The following is a 16,594-nucleotide window of genomic DNA, read 5'->3' as shown; positions in this document are numbered from 1 at the left end:
GCTTCATTACATGGAGGCGGTGGAAGCTTTAAATGGACTTAAATGATGTGTATAAAACACAGCGGCGGCGTTATGTGTAGCGAGGTTTACAGAATGAAAGCAATTGCGCGATGCGAATGTGGTGCGCTCGAGCTTAACGTTTCCGGTGCTCCGGTTGTACAGTTGACTTGCCACTGCAAGGAATGCCAAGAATTTTCCGGTCTAGATTTCGTGGAGGGGGGATTCTTCAGAAAGGAGAATTGCCACATTACGGGAAATTCGAAGTCCGAGACTTTGCAAGGCGGGACAGGATCGCAAAAAATACACCATTCCTGCTCATCTTGTGCCACGCCTTTATACGTGCAGGTTGAGGCGCTTAACGGAGCAATCGCGATCATAGCCAACAGGCTTTCTCCATTTACATTCGAATCAGAGGCACACATTTGGACAAGCCAGAAAGCCGAAGGCACCATAATACCCGCTGGTGTGCACCAGACTGCTGGTCCGCCGCCTAAGGATATAGTGCAACGAATGATTAAGGGGGTTTGGGAGCAGTGACACATAACAGGTAAAGGCACCCGAAATCAAAACCGTCGCTTCGCTTTGGTATTACTGCAGGTGCTTTAGGCGTGTGCCAGGCATGACACTTTACTAGCGAGGTGAAAGTCCTCGTACCAGGTATTCGCAGAGCCGAAGGTTAGTCAGAGGGCAAAGTTAATTCCGCAAGGAGTTGGCTGAATGGAGCACCATCAAGGGCAATGGATGAAGTATATCTATCAGAAACTCCAACCCAACTGCCAATCACTGAACCCATCACTGATGGAGCGGGTGCTGGATAGGAATAATCTGATCCGCGCTCTGAAGTAAGTCAGACGCAATAAGGGTGCAGCCGGTGTTGATGGCATGTTCACAGAGCAGCTATCAAAATACTTGTACACCCACTGGCCACAACTCAAGGAAGCCCTGACCAAAGGCAATTATCAGCCCAAGGTTGGCAGAAGAGTTGAAATTCTCAAGACCGATGGCAAGCTGCGCAAGTTGGGTATACCGACGGTTATCGACCGTTTTATCCAGCAGGCCGTAGCCCAAGTTATCAGACAACTTTGGAAGCCGATGTCCCACACGGGAGACCATATGCTGTCGAATGTCATCGCGGATTTAAAAAATGCCTGCTTGCTTGGAAAGCGGACTTCGGCGTAACGAAAGTGCTGAGCCCGCTGCGAGACATCGACAAATGGGTCAGGCGAAAATTGCGTTGTTATATCTGGAGGTAATGGGGACGTAGCGGTTTTCGAAAACTGTGCCGTCTGAGAGTTGATCGTTGGACGGCGTGGAATACGGCTAAGTCCGCCCATGGTCCCTGGTACTTAAGCAGAAGTCCTGCCCTTTACAGGGCATCGCCGATTCGATATTTTACAGGCTTGGGGTTGTCTTCAATGGTAATGTGATGAGAAATGAGGAAATGAACCGCCGTGGTACTTGACCCGTATGCCCGGTGGTGTGAGAGGAAGGGTACCGTGAGATGCCTCCATATTTCGATTAGGCACCTATCGAGAAGAAGTAAACATTGTGATAAAGTCAAAAAAAATAATAGTTTCAATTTTTTTGTTTCTATTTTCCTGTACCTTGTGCGCAGACCCGTACAAATCTATTTTAGTTAATCATTTTAATGAGAACGGAGCTGGTGTAATTGTATCTATTTATAAATTTGGAGAGAAAGAATTTGAAGGCGCTGTAGGTTTCGCTGATATTGAATCAAAAATTAAGCTGTCTCCAGAGATGGAGTTAAAGATCGGTTCTATAACAAAGCAATTTACTGCTGTGGCGATTTTAAAGTTAGTAGATCGTGGCGTGTTATCCCTTGATGAAAGCATAGATAATCACTTTGACGTGTCCAATCAATTGTGGAAAAAAATAACAGTAAGGCATTTGTTGACGCATACATCAGGAATACCTGATTACATTTCAAAGATTTATTATAAAGAAGGTTTGGTGCTCGGTAAGTCAAAAGAAGAGATCTTCTCAACTATAAAATCCCTTCCGGTGAGTGGTGTACCAGGTGAGAAGGTTGAATATAGCAATTCGGGTTATTTTTTGCTGGGCCTTATTATCGAAAAAATATCTGGTATGGAGTTTTCTTTATATTTAGAAGATAATATCTTTAAACCGTTAAAAATGAAATCTACGTATTATTTAGCGAGCAGCGATCCAAAAGTCAAGAATGTGATTGGTTACAATGGATCAAGGAAGGCTGGAAACTTTAGTGGAGAGGTGGCTTTTTCTGCTGGAGGGCTAGTTTCTAGTGCGGAGGATTTGCAGAAGTGGTTAAATGCAGTGAGAAATAGGACTGTGTTGTCAGATAATAGCTGGAATGAAATGTTTTCTCCCTATATATTAAATAATGGTGAGCGTTCCAATGTGGGGTTGGGCTGGGGTATTGGCGAATTAAATGGTGAGAAGGTGTTTGTCCATGCTGGTGGGGTATTCGGCTTTTCTAGTTTTGTTGTATGGTTTCCGTCTGAAAAAATCTCTATTGTAGCCTTGTCCAATCGGATGGATCATGGTTGGTTTAACTGGTTTCTGGAGGCTTTAGGCCGCAAGTCATCCACCCAAAAATTATCAGATCTTAGTTTTACCGTTTTGAGAGAGTCTTTAAACTGAGTGGGTAGAATTTCAGCACTGATTCATAACAAAAAATTCAGCCGACATCAAAAGCCGAACTTCATTTTGTGTATTTCGCTTCTCTCTATTTTTACACAAAATTTGTGTCTTTTTTAATGCGGCTGATTTAAGCATTAGTGCGATAATCGTATCTTGCTGCCTAGTAAAGTTTAATTTCTATAACGGAATCTTGGTTGGGGCCTGCTTCCTTGGAGAATCTGTTCTCAATCGTGAGCAATACATGAACTACATTTCCCTTAGAAAGGATGCGGTTCGTGTACCGCTTAGCGCTGTCACCGATTATGCCGGGAATACCTTAGTTTTCGTATCTTGCCAGGGTTTACCAGCGACTGGTGCTTATATAGGGAAGCTTACTGTCAGTGGAGTCGGGGTTGGGGGAACGTAAGGACTGGGTTTATTGGCGGTTTGACAGGTGAGCTGGCGCCCCAATTCTTGCCAGCACTGCTGGAGCACCATGGCTAGCTTCCACTATCCGCCAATTGATAGAACTTCGAGTATGTGCAGCACCACAATTCTGGGTGGGCGAAGTATGACATGGGAGGCTCTGTGTCTGTCACAAGACATCACAGTGCTGGGGGGGTGCTATCCGAACTCTGGGTAGTCTGATAACAACTTGTCCAGGTGGGATTCCTGTTACCCCGGGGCATAGTTTTTCCGGACGCAGCCTATATTCAGCCACGGCAATTCCCTGTGGGCCCGATGCCGCAACTATAATTGGAAATTAACATTTGATGCTAAGGTTGTGGGTTTTTGTGCTGCCTTAGACCGTATTGTTAGCAGATGGCGGTCGTTCTATCTAGTGACACAATGGATATCTGGTCTAGTGAATAGGTGTTGATAAGGCAGGTGAGTGGCAGTGCGCCGTTTGCAGGTATGTGTGGATTATCGGTGAGCAGAGGATTTATTCCGTGTTGTTTATTCGTTTCTTAATATCTACACAACGATCGAATCAATACACGTAGCCGTGCATGAGTTCCCTGGCAAGCTCAGTAGATAAAACCCCTGGGAATCAGCAGCAAGGCGATCAAAAATGCCTGAGGGGATCAACAGGGAGAGAGGAAAATGGATGAGGGTAATCATGATATATTTTTGGAAAAATAGAAGCTCAAATAATAAAAGAAAAGTAACTTTTGTTGTACAGTTTGCCGGCTGAATTTCCTGGCTTGCTCAAGAATGACTCCTCTCAACTGTGGCTGAGTATATTTTAGAGATAGCAACATGAAAATTTTACTTTTATGGGTAAGTTGGACTCTGTTGGTGTTGATATCATTGCCGGTGTTATCAAAACGTGTGGAATACACCTTGGTGGTGGAGCGTGAGCCTAGAAATATTACAGGAAAAACAGTGCAGGCGATCACCATTAATAGCCAGCTACCTGGCCCGACATTGGAGTTTGTCGAAGGCGATTATGCTGTAATGCACGTGGAAAACCGCATGGAAAAACCCATTACAATCCACTGGCACGGTCTTTTGGTGCCCAACAACATGGATGGTGTGCCCTACGTAACCAATGCTCCCATTATGCCTGGCAGTGTTTTCACCTATGAATTCCCAATCAAGCAGAGTGGCACTTATTGGTATCATTCGCATTTTGGGTTGCAGGAGCAGTACGGCCTGACTGGCCCTATTATTATTCACCCCAAAGAGCGTCCCCCCGATGCACCAGCTGATCAGATCGTTATGCTGGCGGACTGGAATGATGAGCGCCCGGAGGAGACATTGCGAAAACTCAAGCGCGGTAACGAAGGCTTTGCTATCCGCACCGGCAATTTACAAACCCTGGTTGGCGCCATTCAGGCGGGAACCATTGGCAATGTGACTAAACGCAACCTGTATTCCCTGGTTAATGCGGAGATTTCTGATATCGCTTACGACAGGGTCATTACCAATGGCCGAAAAGACTGGGATGTGGATCAGCCAGCCGGTCGGCAGGTTCGGCTGAGGGTTATTAACGGTAGTACCTCAACGTATTTTTACCTGAACTATGCAGGTGGTCCAATGACCGTTATTGCTGCCGATGGCCAGGACGTCGAACCGGTTGAGTTAGAGCGCATATTGATCGCCGTCGCAGAAACCTATGACATACTGGTCACGGTACCTGAGGGTAAAAGCCTGGAGTTTCGTGCCACCAATTATGATGGTTCCAACCATACGTCCAGTTGGATCGGGCGGGGCGAAAAAGTTTATGCACCGGCCATCGAGAAACCCAATATCTATGCCTACGCAGCCAATGTGGGGGCTGAATTGATTCAGCGTATCCAGAAGAGGCATAAAAGCTCGGGGGAGATGCCTGAACCTGATACAGGGCATATCACCAATATCGAAGGTCCCATATTGACCGGTGGCGATGCGCAACAACGACCACCGGCGCCTTACCAGCAGCTGCGTTCAGTCACCTCCAGCGCCCTGCCCAAATACGCCCCTACTCGTATTGTGGAATTGAGGCTGACCGGTAATATGACACGCTATGTGTGGTCCATGAATGGCAAAACTCTGAGTGAAGATGCCTATATCAAAATCAAAAAAGGAGAAAATGTGCGGTTTGTGTTGGTAAACAACACTATGATGCGCCACCCCATGCACCTGCATGGCCATTTTTTTCGAGTGGTGAATGGCCAAGGTGATTATTCGCCCTTAAAACACACGGTGGATGTGGCACCGATGAGCACCACCATGATCGAATTCAAAGCCAACGAGGAGAAAGACTGGTTCTTCCATTGTCATATTCTGTATCATCTGGAATCCGGTATGGCGCGAATCGTTCATTACGAAGACACAGAAGTATCCCCGGAAATTCAGGCGATTCGTTACAAAGCACTGGAAGACCCCTGGTATGCCTGGGCAGATATTGGCCTGCAGACCAATATGAACACAGGCTTCATGATAACACGCAATAATCATAACGACGTGTTCCTGACCTGGGAGAGCAACTGGGGCAATGAGTATCAGGCAACGCTTGGCTATTATCGCTTTGTGAACCGTTTTTTCTCTGGTTTTGTTGGCGTTAATACTGATACCGATCTTGCGCCCCACCGAACCCGTGCCGTGGCGGGCTTCTATTGTCTTTTACCCTTTAAAATTAATGCGCTGTTGTGGGCAGATGAGCGCGGCAACGGACGGATCACGATTAGCCGGGAGCTGGCGATTATCGACCGGTTCGGGTTAGGCTTTGAATACGAGTACGATTCCTTCTCCAAATCCGAATACCTCGTGGCACTCACTTACTGGCATTCAGATTTTTTGTCCTTTACCGCCAGCTATCACAATGAATATCACGGTGGCGTTGGTGTCTTATTCCGGTTTTGAAGTTTGTCTCCCCCTCCTTGTATAAAGCGGCTTCTGGGTAAGCGATACAAGAACTACATTTCCTTTAGAAAGGATACGGCTTATGTACCGCTCACTCTCAACGCCTTCTATTGCCTACTTTTTGTTCTCTTTTGATACGCACATAAATCTCTTCGCGGTGGATGTGGAGGGATTTGAGGGCGTGAATGCCTATCTCTACTTGATTGTCTTTCACTTCTGGCAGTGTGAGTGGTACGTATGTCCCAATTCATGTATTTTTGTCGGTTCGGCGCTTTAGGGTACTTCCTACTGATACTTAAGCTGTGGGCGGGCATTCCTTGATAGGGAGGTTAGATAGCTGATGCTTGTTGGGTGAGAGCTCTATTTGTTGAGTGTCTAGGATTTCACTTGGATTAATTGATCGTTTACAGAAATTAGCGTGGAAATTTACATATCTAAAAAATAAATTGTGGCAGACTTAAACACACCCTTCCTGTGCTGGGTGGCGTGCAACCTTGCAATGGCTGGTCGTTGCATCAAACAATCAGATGGAAAGGAATAAAATGTACGTTTTCAATACTTTTGACCAACGAGTAAATGTGGCGAACAGTAGCTTCAATGAGGGGCGTTCTTCTTTGAGCCCTTTGTACACGGTGCTACGCAATGCAGGCACGGGACAAGCCTCTATCGCCGACATTTTAGGTGCCATTCGTCCAATGTCGGCAACAAAAAAATCGAAATATAGAAACGCACTAAACTATTTGCTCATCAACCTTGTTGGCGAGATGCAACCACAGAACTTTAGCTGGATGTCTCCCGGTATCGGAGGTATGTCAAAGTTTGACAGCAATCCAGATCTAGATAAGGCTGGCCTCTGGCTTTACAAAAAAAATGTTCGAACAGTCATCACTATCGAAAGCAGTGGCGCAGCTGCCACAAAAAACGCGACTTACGGAACCTTCCCAGACTTTAAATGGTTTAGCTGTTTTCTAGCGGATTGGCATGCGCCTTCTGTTAAGCAGCTGGTACGCTACTGCGAAACTGTCCAAGAGCGTTACGGTTATGGCGCTGTTGCCACGCACTGCTGGGGCGGCACAGGGCGTACCGGATGTTTCCTGGCGGCCTGGTCGTTATTTACTCGTTCCTCAAAGACTGCACAAGAAGCACTCAAAAAAGTCCGCAGACAATACAACACACACTCAGTGGAAATGAAAGCCCAGTACAACACACTTGCAAGATTCTCCGATCATCTAGGTTATGCAGCATCAAAGACCTATGATGATATTACCCTGGATCACGCAGGCGGACACTGGCACCCAGCAAAACAAAACTATGGAATTAACCAAGATCCGGGACACGCCGGTTCCGGTGGTGGTACAGGGGATGCCGTTTTCAAGAAACTGGTTGGCCAACACGGCGTTGCGAATAGTCAGAGCCCCTACGTCACTGATTCACCAACCGCGCACGTGCAAGTGGTGAATGCGTAAACGAGAAACGAAATATTAGAGCTCAACCCTGTTGGGCTCTTTTTTATTTAGCTCAAGCCTTAACTGAGCGGTAATACAAACGCAGCCCCGGAACATAATTTCCGTTACGCTCCAATTTTGCCGGTACAGCGAGCGCTGGTAGAGTAATCGATGCTTGATGCATCTTGAAGCCAAACAAAGTTCAACTTCTACAGAGTAGGCTTGGCTGGGGCCTCCTTCCTTGGAGAATCTTCCCTTAACGTCTTCCATTGCCTGCGTTGGGCACGCCCGATTTAAAATTGGTATCTGACACCGTCACAGCTGGCGATCCACTTTCCAGATCACCTGGAGAAATACATCAGTCTATAGCTGCCCGGCTGACACAGAGTTTTGAACACCCTCCTTTTGGGGTGAGAAGTTGTGTTCTTGACCAGCAGGTTTGGAGGGCCCCATCCTCTAAGCTCGCGTTTATGATTCGCTTTGTGTATTTTGTTATTTTAACGGTCGCATTTAGCGTAAGCCTCTAAATACTGCTGCTCTTTTATCCAGTTGTATTCAGCTCTCACAACCACTAACACAAGACGGGGGTAGTTGCAAGTATCGGTATCCATTGATAATCAATGTGGTGGTACTAAAATGGAATCTTTACTTAGGTATGAGGATGGAGAAGTTGTATCTGTAGAGCAGAGTATTAAATAGGGAGATTATTGAAAAATGACAACAGCGCTAATTAAACGTGTTAATCACTCATTCACAGCGCGGATTCAAGCTTGATGTGAGAATCGTGGTTATTGCTAGCAGGTGAAACAATGGAATGGAATTTTAAAAATTATTTTCGTATCGTCGGTTTGTGTATTTTTTTTGCCGGGGTATTATCCGTTTCGGGCACGGCGTTTTCGGCACAGTTTTCCGAAAATTTCGAGTCCGGTAGTATCGGCTCTATTGAGAGGGTAGATGATTTACAGTGGAATCTGTGGATTAAAAATGATAGCGATGAGCCATGGCTGGACGATATCCCACGATGGCGAAATTGGTGGTTTGTAAAAATGCGTAAAGTGCCCAAAGGCCGTTGGGTTACGCTCAACATAAAGGATATTTATCCCAGTGATAATAGGGGGTGGGAGTACAGCTATGTACCGGTGTACAGTTACGATAACGTGAACTGGCAGCGCTTTGACAGCAAGGATGTCACTCAGTCGTTTAATGATAATGTCGAAGACAATACACGCACTCATACTCTCAGTATTTCAGCGAGATTCGAACATAAAACAGTCTGGATCGCGCGATTCTATCCCTATACGACGAAACACTTTGATCGTTACCTGCGCGATTTGCGCAATACCTATCCATGGCTTGATACGCTAAATACGCTGACGGTTGAGAATCTCGGTGTATCACCTCACTATCAACAAGACATTAAGTTACTGACGCTAACCGATACAACGGTGGCGGACAGCGATAAAACGCGTGTTTGGATTCATGCACGCACCCATCCGGCTGAAACGGGAGGCTCTTTTGTTGTTGAAGGTTTGGTGGATTTTTTATCCAGTGCGATGAACGCTAATGCGGAGTCGGCATTAGCGCAAATAATTTTTAATATCGTGGCGGTTCACAATGTTGACGGGGTGATCGATGGAAATTACCGCACTAACATGGAGACGATAAATCTGGAATCCGCGTGGCTGCATTATCCTGAATCTCCATATGAACTGTCTCAGGATGCCCCGTTCGAAAACCGACTGTTAAACGACAAGATACGCGAACTTAGTGATGCCGGCCCGCGTTTCGGTATGGCGTTAAATTTGCATTCTAGCCAAAGCACACCCGATTACCGCACATTTTTCTACCCCCATTTTGGCACTATTGAGCAAGGTTACTCACCACAACAAGCTCAACTGTGGAATGACCAGCTTCGCTTTATTCAACACTTTAGCCAATTTTTGGGGACTTATCATGGTAACCCGCTGGTTGAGCCGACAGTTGAAGAGGGCGGAAGCGCTTTTTTAAATTATTTTTTTCCGGAAACTTGGTGGTGGAATAACTTCAACGCATCGGTATTAGCATTAACCATGGAAACCACTTATGACAGAGCCGGTTACGGTGAGCGCAGGATTACGCCCGACGACCTACGCAAACAAGGGCATGCGCTTGGATTGGCGATTATGGAACATTTTAAAATCCCAGTGGTTAATCCCCCGATCTTCTATCCCGACAATGGTGTTGTTGCTGCGCCTTTACTGCTGAATGTTGATGATGTCACAACGGGGGACCAACGTCGTGACCAAAACGAGGCGGCACTCAACGAGATCGAGAACCGACTTTAGTCGCTGCGCTCACTGGTTGTGACGACGCTCGCCGAACCACGACACCTCTGAGTGACAACCCCACGCAAATCGACTATCTGTCAGCTGGCTGACAGATAGTCATTTGAGCTTCGTTTACGTTTCGTATTCGATATAGAGCAGGGAAAGCACAGAATTATAGAGACGCTGCTCTATAACTTGCTTTGGATACTTACTACATCAAATAAATTGTGGAGTTTGGCATTCCTACAGGCGGGGTTCTGGTTTGAGGCGTACTAAATAACATTTGACGCATTTGACAGTTTTCTGTATTAAAATTCCAAACTTTCCTCTCAATTATGAGTGGGACGAATGTTCCATTTTTTTGGATTTTTGCCTGTTTGGCGCTTTAGCAACATGTTTATTTCCAGCTGATACTCACGCCGCGGGTGAGTATTCCCTCGTGGGGAAGCTTGATAAGTGATATTGGGGGGAGAGTGAGAAGGGGGAGGCGAATGCTCCCAGAACTTGGGAAGTTGCTCCGTACTATTGAACTTTCAATAGGTGTTTACTTAGAACAAGCTCAATTACCCATTGATTGCATTGATTGAATAAGTAGTCTAGCGCCACTACCAATAGCAAAAAGGACGGGATAGTAACCTTAGGCTTTACGCTTGATTTAAACATGCTTGTAATCCTCCCCTGTTATCTTCGTCTTATGCTCTTTGATTCAACGCCTTAGCGCAGAGGTGTTGTTTTCTTGACTATGGGCAGCTTCTTACCAATTAAGTGGTTGATCCAATATCAGATTGGCTGCATAGAACTTGAAATCTTGTGAATATTTACTTATTTTGATCATTCAGTGAACTCCAGGTAAGGTAATTATCATTTTACTGAGTTGAATAGATTTATTTGGCCGCTCCGGCTAGCTACTAATTAAGCTTATTCAAATGTTGGCATATTAGTTAAAGAATTCAATGGAACGTGAAGCAAGAGTATTCGCAAATGTAAAAAGGGACGTATATCATGCCAGAGCCTCTATCTGTCCTCGACAAACAACTCGAAGATTTTGAGTGCCTTGCTCGAGAATATCATCGGAAGAAAACCCTTAAGATCACTGACCCTAAGAAATTGGCAAAACACCAGGAGGAGCTTGATTCCTGCCTAGCTCATTTAGAATCTCAGAGACGGGATATCGATGTGCAAGCACAGATCCAGGAGGAGCTAGAAATCTACCGGAAAGGAAATAGGCCCATAAATAATGAGTGCAAACAGTTACGTGCAGCACGCGTCGCTGGGCTTGAATCAGAGGAATATCACCCAACAGACGACTTGCAAAAAAACATGTTGGCTGCGGGCCTAGCATCACCAGACCAGTACTGTAGTTGCCATCATATTGTTCCTGGGCATGGTAGAATGACCAAAGATAAGGTTACGGGAGAGCAAAGCAGGTCACGCAATGCAATTGCTGCTAGAACTAAGCTTCACCAAATGGGTATTGGTATCAATGATGCAGATAATGGTGTGTGGCTACCTAAAGGTATGACATACGTACCCCATTGGGCTATGGAGAAGGCACTTCCACACTCAAGAATACATACCAAGCGATATGAAGCCCACATTGCGAGTCAGCTCAAAAATACATCCAATGAGCAACAAGCTCGAGATGCTTTGGATCGTGTTCGAATTGGGCTTCAGCAAGGTTCGTTGAAACATCTCTTAACCGATGAATCACAAGCGACTTATTTACAGAAGACAGCATGAATATCTACAGAATAACATCAAGTGCAGAAGAGTATGGTACGTTTGAAGTAAACACTACAGCGATGTTAGAGAAGTTGGGAAGCGAACTACTTACTGACTTGGGAGATTCAACTACCTCAATCGCAGACAAATGGGGTAATTTTACAGCTTGGTTTGAAGATATGGATGATGAATCAGATATTGATCCATATCCAGACGTCTTTGTGTGGACTGATTGTGTTTTAGTAATGAATGAAAAATCCAGGGAGGTATTAAACAACCTTTTGGATAAAGTTGGTGAGTTCTTACCTTTTGCTACTCCAAAAGGTCGCTACTTTGCTTATATCCCTCACCTAGTGGTTCATGCCAACGAGGAAGAAAGTAAGCGAGAAGTTAGAAATGGGATAGAAATGGAATCTAAGTCCATTGTTTTCTCTTCTGCGGAGGTTGGTACAAAAGCTATTTTTAAAACAGATTTTAATAATTTTACTTGCGCCTTTTGTACAGATATCCTTAAAAAATCTATTCAAGAAAACCACCTCATTGGTGTGCGGTTTGAAAATCACTTAGTTTAATTTTTGAGCGGGGCCCCATTTTCTAAATTTAGGGCCCCAGCGAGTCTTAAATTTAATAGACTTATGATGATAGGGCTCCAGTCATTTTTTCTTCTCAACATACACGAAGACCTCCTCCCGGTGAATGGGACGAGGTTTGGGGGGATGCCTATCTTTACTTGATTGCCTTCTACTCCTAGCACTGTGGCTGATACATTTGTGCGAACTCTAAGGCTTTCGCGGGATCGGCGCTTTAGGGGCAACCTGTTACTTTCCTAGTGATACTCAAGTTGTGAGTGTACATTTATTGGTAGTGAAGCTTGGTAAGTGATATTTTGAGGCGGTGTGGAGCGCGCTGGGTGCAGAATAGGAAAAGGTAGGAGCTAGGCTCTTAGTGTTTTTCACCTTTCTTCTTCAGTCATTAGTCTTGGCGACCTATATTTTTATCTGGTGGGTGTCCAGAATTACTGCAGCACTTGGATTTACGAGTCGTGAATCTCTACAGCCAAATCAGCGTAAGAAGCTCACGACTATCAGCTCGAGTAGCCTTAGATCCGTGGCAACCACAAGCCCATCGTAGCAGCAAAAATACCGATCGCCATAAACACAGTCAACGGTACTAAGGCACTGACAAAAGCAATCTGGGTACCCTGTGCGGCCTCACGTTTTTGACAGTGAAAATACCATTCCAGCATGGCCAGTGGGAGCAGGTATTGGCCGAAGCCCAGTGCATAAAGGAATGGCCCGGTAAAGGATTCCCAGTCGACCCCCCAGCCTCCGGTGAGCATTGCCCAGCCCATCAAGGCCACACGGAAGAACCATACTGCACTGGCAGCCATAAATAGGCGCAAGGCCCAGCGACGGTGCTCCGCAATGCGCCTGGCCATCGCGGTACGCACCGCCAGAAAGGCAAACGCCAAAATTAGTATGCCGTCCATGGTGATGCTGATTTGCGACACAAGATCACCAAAGGTATGCCGAGTCCAGGTCATGTAGAGCCCAGCAATACTGGCGATGACGGCAGTCAGCAGATAGCTGCGCCCCAACCAGCGATGGAAGTTGGGGGCATGCCGTCGCACCGAAGGGATCAGCTGCAGGGGCCCGCTGCCGATCACAATTGCGGCCAATAGCACGTGGCTCACAGAAGCCAGGTTGCCCAATGTATCTCCCTCTCGGAAGCCTGCCGGTAGGTGCAGCCCTTTCAAACCATGCACCCCTGACTCGGCAATGGGTGGGTAGAATACGGCCAGGATATAGGCAAAGAAGATCGCATGGCCGATGGCCGCGATGCAGAACCAGGTTTTTACCGACAGGCTAACGGCCCGCCGGGTATCGAATGGTCGCGGCAGTGCTTGGCTGAGTACAGCGTTGTTCATGGGGTTCTCCAGGCGTTTATGGTGCGTGCTTGGGCTGAATGTGCCTGCCGAGCATGTTCGGTTTTTTCAGGCACACGCACATCGGCCACAGGCAGGAATCTGACCTCCCCCAAAAGGTGGAGATACTCCTGCTCCTGCATCCTCCGAAAGTCCCATGACAGCTGGTTGCGCCTGGTTTAGCATGCGGAAATGAAATCGTCGTCCTTAAATACGCCTGCGTCGACTCCGCTCAATGCCAGCTCGGAACTACCCAAGCTTCCGGTGTGGCAGCCCTTCCGTAGGCCCGTTGAGCGCTGGCCACACTTGACCGATCTGCTCATCGTCTTACTCATGTTCTTGCTGACGTTGCTGATGTGGTCGCGCGATGATGCGCGCGAAGTGCTGGCCATGCAGAGTCTGTGGGATGTTATTGCTTTCCAGTGTGCGTTCGTCGGCTCTTTCGCTCTGTTGTGGCGTCGCACACACCCCTGGCAGGTACAGGCCATTATTCTCGGCGCAACAATATTGCTGGAACTGGGTTTACCGGCGGATGGCATTGTCGCCATGGCGGTTTCGCTATATAGCCTTGGCCGCTACGAGGCCAACACCCGGGCCAGTTTTATCGGAGTTATCGCAACGCTGGTTTTTGTGGCGATTGATCAAGGTATTCCGGTTCAACCAACCGCGGCAGGCACAGTAACGGTGATGCTGGTATGGGCGCTGTGGTATATCGGTCGCCGGTTGCGTTTTCGCGGTGAATATCTTCGCTTGCTGGAAGAGAGAGCCAAGTATTTGGAGCGCGAACGCAGTGCCGAATCCGAGCGCGCGGTAGCGGCCGAGCGCACCCGAATCGCCCGCGAGATGCATGACATAGTGGCGCACCAGGTGAGTCTTATGACTGTGCAGGCTGGTGCCGCCAGGGCCATCAGCCTCAATAACCCGGAAGCCGCCAGTGAGGCCATGGCTTCGGTGGAGGCTGCTGGCCGTCAGGCCATGACAGAAATGCGCCATTTACTTGGCGTACTGCGCCCGACCAGCAGCGACACCGCGCTCACTCCGCAACCGGCTCTCAATGATTTACCAGCTCTGATTGAAAAGGTCCGGCAGGTGTTAACCGAGGTTGACTACGAAACCCACGGCACACTGGAGAATGTACCTACTAGCGTCGCTCTCACCGCCTATCGTATCGTTCAGGAATCCCTCACTAATGTCATCAAACATGTCGGTGTCGCAGCGCGGGTGCAAGTGTGCCTGAGCGCAGACCATGACACTCTGGCGATTCGTGTGCACGATGACGGCAACACCACTGGCGAGCGGCCTATGGTGGAAACAACTATTGACGGGCAGCCCGGCGGTGGGCACGGCATTGGAGGCATGCGCGAGCGCGCGGAACTGCTCGGTGGCCATCTGTATGCGGGCGCGGCCGATGGTGGTGGTTTTGAGGTATATGCACAACTACCTACAGGAATGGTGAAAACATAATGTTGCGAGTGATGGTGGTGGATGACCAGGCTTTGGTGCGGCGCGGTTTTGCCCTGATCCTGAACAACGAGCCCGATATCAAGGTGGCCGCCGAGGCCGCTACTGGTATTGAGGCAATTGAAGCCGCACGAACGCATCAGCCGGATATCATCCTGATGGATATCCGCATGCCGGAGATGGACGGGCTGGAAGCCACGGCACGCATCCTGGAAGCTAGTGATGCAACTTGCCGTGTTATTATTTTGACCACGTTCGATCCCGATGAATATGTGTTTCGTGCGCTGAGGGCAGGGGCCAGTGGCTTTGTGCTCAAGGATATTCCCCCAGAGGCGCTGGTGCAGGCAGTACGTACAGTAGCAGAGGGCGGTGCCATGCTTGCACCGGGCATCACTCAACGCCTGATCAGCCAGTTCGCACAGAAATTGGGGGCAGGACGCAATCGGGCAGAACGCCTGGAGCGCCTCACCACTCGGGAGCGCGAAGTACTGGAGGCCATCGCCGCCGGCAAGAGCAATGCCGAGATTGCCGAGGCCCTGTTTATTGGTCCCGCCACCGTGAAAACCCACGTTTCCAGCTTGCTCTCTAAATTGGGGTTGCGCGATCGTGCACAGGCGGTAGTGTTCGCTTACGAATGTGGCCTGGCCACAGTAGGAGAGCGCGATGTCGGTTTCTAGATCAACACGTGTTTTGCAGCGGAATGCACTGTATCGGCTTGCTGCCATCGGCGCAGTAATTTTGGGGCTGTTCCTCACCCTCGGAGCCCAGGGCCACTTTGCCGCCGTCTGGCCACTAGTAACCAGCGACGGAATGGGCTTATCCCGTCCCTTGCTGCTGATGCTGCCCGGCGTGATGCTCGCCGGCACAGCGGTGTTGAACTTCCTGCTCTGCAAATCACTCTGGCAAGAACGTGGCTGCGCCCTCAACGTTACGCTTGCGGGTAATCTGCTTACTATGAGCTACTTGCTCTACCTGTTGATACGCGGCGTACCCAATCACCCTATTGGCGTTTTTCTCGCATTGGAGATGTCTTTTGTACTGCTGCTCGTAGCAACAAGGGCGGGACTGGTCTGGCCTGCGGTAGCAGAAGCGCCGGTTGAGAAGGGCATGCAGTAATGTATACGCTCGGGGATTGCACTAGCTACCCGGCACCTTAAACCCCAAGCTTGTTATTAACTTGCTAGCTTCTTTCTGAAGTCAGACAAATAGATTACTCTGTGTACCTTTGAGGCACTGACTAAGTCGTTTTCTTCGCAAAATAATTCCACCCGTCTAAATCATTTTTCTTACCATCAAAACTTCCAAGGTGAAACATCTGTACGATAGTGCTATCTCAAAGTGACTCGAATCGAACCTTTCCGATAAGCGCGTTGCTTTTTCTCCGCAGCTCAATCGATAGCTTCCCGCGTAAACTTTTCAGAAACAAAATCTGACAACACGATTTATGTAGATGCCTATCTTTAATTGATTTCCCTTCATTTCGAGCACTGTGACTGAGACACTGGTTCCAATTCTTAAGTTTTCGCCGTTTAGTAGTTTTTGGATCAACCTCTTTGTTTCCCACCGATACTCAAGCTGTGGGTGGGTATTCCTTAGTGGGGAAGCTTGGTAAGTGATGCCTGTATAAGAATGGGGCGCGCGGCAGCGGTGGAGGCAGAATAGGAATGCGGCGCTAGTGGTCCATGCGGTTAATTCTGTAACGATTGTTTTGCACGCTCTACGGAAGCCAAGATTTGACCGGCGGGCTTTGTCCATTTAAATGGCTTTGC

At 47.8% G+C, this 16,594-nt stretch carries 15 protein-coding genes and 1 pseudogene; 12 read left to right on the top strand and 4 right to left on the bottom strand.

Going from position 1 to position 16,594, the window contains the following annotated elements:
* Window positions 1–42: 42 nt before the first annotated feature.
* The 5 genes from ACCI49_RS20545 to ACCI49_RS20525 all read left to right on the top strand — a co-directional run bounded on the left by ACCI49_RS20545 (window position 43) and on the right by ACCI49_RS20525 (window position 5,967).
* Complete coding sequence (locus tag ACCI49_RS20545; protein ID WP_371841097.1) at window positions 43–537, top strand: GFA family protein; 495 nt, start codon at window positions 43–45, stop codon at window positions 535–537.
* Window positions 538–717: 180 nt separating this feature from the next.
* A complete protein-coding gene (locus ACCI49_RS20540; RefSeq protein ID WP_371841096.1) occupies window positions 718–846 on the top strand; it encodes a hypothetical protein in 129 nt (42 codons plus the stop codon).
* Window positions 847–882: 36 nt separating this feature from the next.
* Window positions 883–1,179, top strand: a complete 297-nt coding sequence (locus ACCI49_RS20535) for a hypothetical protein (protein WP_371841094.1) — start codon at window positions 883–885, stop codon at window positions 1,177–1,179.
* Window positions 1,180–1,548: 369 nt separating this feature from the next.
* A complete protein-coding gene (locus ACCI49_RS20530; protein ID WP_371841093.1) occupies window positions 1,549–2,640 on the top strand; it encodes a serine hydrolase domain-containing protein in 1,092 nt (363 codons plus the stop codon).
* Window positions 2,641–3,879: 1,239 nt separating this feature from the next.
* Window positions 3,880–5,967: a multicopper oxidase family protein gene (locus ACCI49_RS20525; RefSeq protein ID WP_371841092.1), complete on the top strand. Its 2,088-nt coding sequence runs from the start codon at window positions 3,880–3,882 to the stop codon at window positions 5,965–5,967.
* A 97-nt stretch (window positions 5,968–6,064) separates the two neighbouring features.
* On the opposite strand, the gene ACCI49_RS20520 is transcribed toward ACCI49_RS20525, so the two are convergent.
* Window positions 6,065–6,214: a carbon storage regulator gene (locus ACCI49_RS20520; protein WP_371841099.1), complete on the bottom strand. Its 150-nt coding sequence runs from the start codon at window positions 6,212–6,214 to the stop codon at window positions 6,065–6,067.
* A gap of 247 nt (window positions 6,215–6,461) precedes the next feature.
* Here ACCI49_RS20520 and ACCI49_RS20515 point away from each other — a divergent pair, with 247 nt between their 5' ends.
* The 4 genes from ACCI49_RS20515 to ACCI49_RS20500 all read left to right on the top strand — a co-directional run bounded on the left by ACCI49_RS20515 (window position 6,462) and on the right by ACCI49_RS20500 (window position 12,012).
* Window positions 6,462–7,433, top strand: a complete 972-nt coding sequence (locus ACCI49_RS20515; RefSeq protein ID WP_371841091.1) for a phosphatase domain-containing putative toxin — start codon at window positions 6,462–6,464, stop codon at window positions 7,431–7,433.
* A gap of 788 nt (window positions 7,434–8,221) precedes the next feature.
* Window positions 8,222–9,736, top strand: coding sequence for a M14-type cytosolic carboxypeptidase (locus ACCI49_RS20510; RefSeq protein WP_371841090.1), 1,515 nt, complete (start codon window positions 8,222–8,224; stop codon window positions 9,734–9,736).
* 984 nt (window positions 9,737–10,720) lie between these two features.
* Window positions 10,721–11,458, top strand: coding sequence for an AHH domain-containing protein (locus ACCI49_RS20505; RefSeq protein ID WP_371841089.1), 738 nt, complete (start codon window positions 10,721–10,723; stop codon window positions 11,456–11,458).
* Entirely contained in the window at window positions 11,455–12,012 is a 558-nt protein-coding gene (locus ACCI49_RS20500; RefSeq protein ID WP_371841087.1) for a hypothetical protein, read from the top strand. The genes ACCI49_RS20505 and ACCI49_RS20500 overlap by 4 nt, the downstream gene beginning before the upstream one ends.
* Here the strand turns inward: ACCI49_RS20500 and ACCI49_RS20495 are convergent.
* Together ACCI49_RS20495 and ACCI49_RS20490 are read right to left on the bottom strand one after the other, a co-directional pair.
* Window positions 12,009–12,254: a carbon storage regulator gene (locus ACCI49_RS20495; RefSeq protein ID WP_371841086.1), complete on the bottom strand. Its 246-nt coding sequence runs from the start codon at window positions 12,252–12,254 to the stop codon at window positions 12,009–12,011. The two genes, ACCI49_RS20500 and ACCI49_RS20495, sit on opposite strands and share 4 nt — an antisense overlap.
* Window positions 12,255–12,539: 285 nt before the next feature.
* Window positions 12,540–13,367 carry a DUF2306 domain-containing protein gene (locus ACCI49_RS20490; RefSeq protein WP_371841085.1) on the bottom strand — a complete coding sequence of 276 codons (828 nt, stop codon included), beginning with the start codon at window positions 13,365–13,367 and terminating at the stop codon, window positions 12,540–12,542.
* Window positions 13,368–13,556: 189 nt separating this feature from the next.
* On the opposite strand from ACCI49_RS20490, the gene ACCI49_RS20485 reads away from it, so the two are divergent.
* From ACCI49_RS20485 to ACCI49_RS20475, 3 genes are read left to right on the top strand one after another with little or no spacing between them, the layout of a single operon-like run.
* Complete coding sequence (locus tag ACCI49_RS20485) at window positions 13,557–14,828, top strand: sensor histidine kinase (RefSeq protein WP_371841084.1); 1,272 nt, start codon at window positions 13,557–13,559, stop codon at window positions 14,826–14,828.
* Window positions 14,828–15,502: a response regulator gene (locus ACCI49_RS20480; RefSeq protein WP_371841083.1), complete on the top strand. Its 675-nt coding sequence runs from the start codon at window positions 14,828–14,830 to the stop codon at window positions 15,500–15,502. The genes ACCI49_RS20485 and ACCI49_RS20480 overlap by 1 nt, the downstream gene beginning before the upstream one ends.
* Complete coding sequence (locus ACCI49_RS20475) at window positions 15,489–15,941, top strand: hypothetical protein (RefSeq protein ID WP_371841081.1); 453 nt, start codon at window positions 15,489–15,491, stop codon at window positions 15,939–15,941. Before ACCI49_RS20480 ends, ACCI49_RS20475 begins: the two co-directional genes overlap by 14 nt.
* A gap of 333 nt (window positions 15,942–16,274) precedes the next feature.
* Here ACCI49_RS20475 and ACCI49_RS20470 read toward each other — a convergent pair.
* Window positions 16,275–16,373: pseudogene (locus ACCI49_RS20470) on the bottom strand (carbon storage regulator); the annotation flags it as partial.
* Window positions 16,374–16,594 lie beyond the last annotated feature (221 nt).

Origin of the sequence: Microbulbifer epialgicus (assembly GCF_041447265.1) — a bacterium.
Lineage (GTDB): Bacteria > Pseudomonadota > Gammaproteobacteria > Pseudomonadales > Cellvibrionaceae > Microbulbifer > Microbulbifer epialgicus.
The sequence above is the reverse complement of the archived record's forward strand: the minus strand, read 5'-3'. Positions and strand labels throughout refer to the sequence as shown.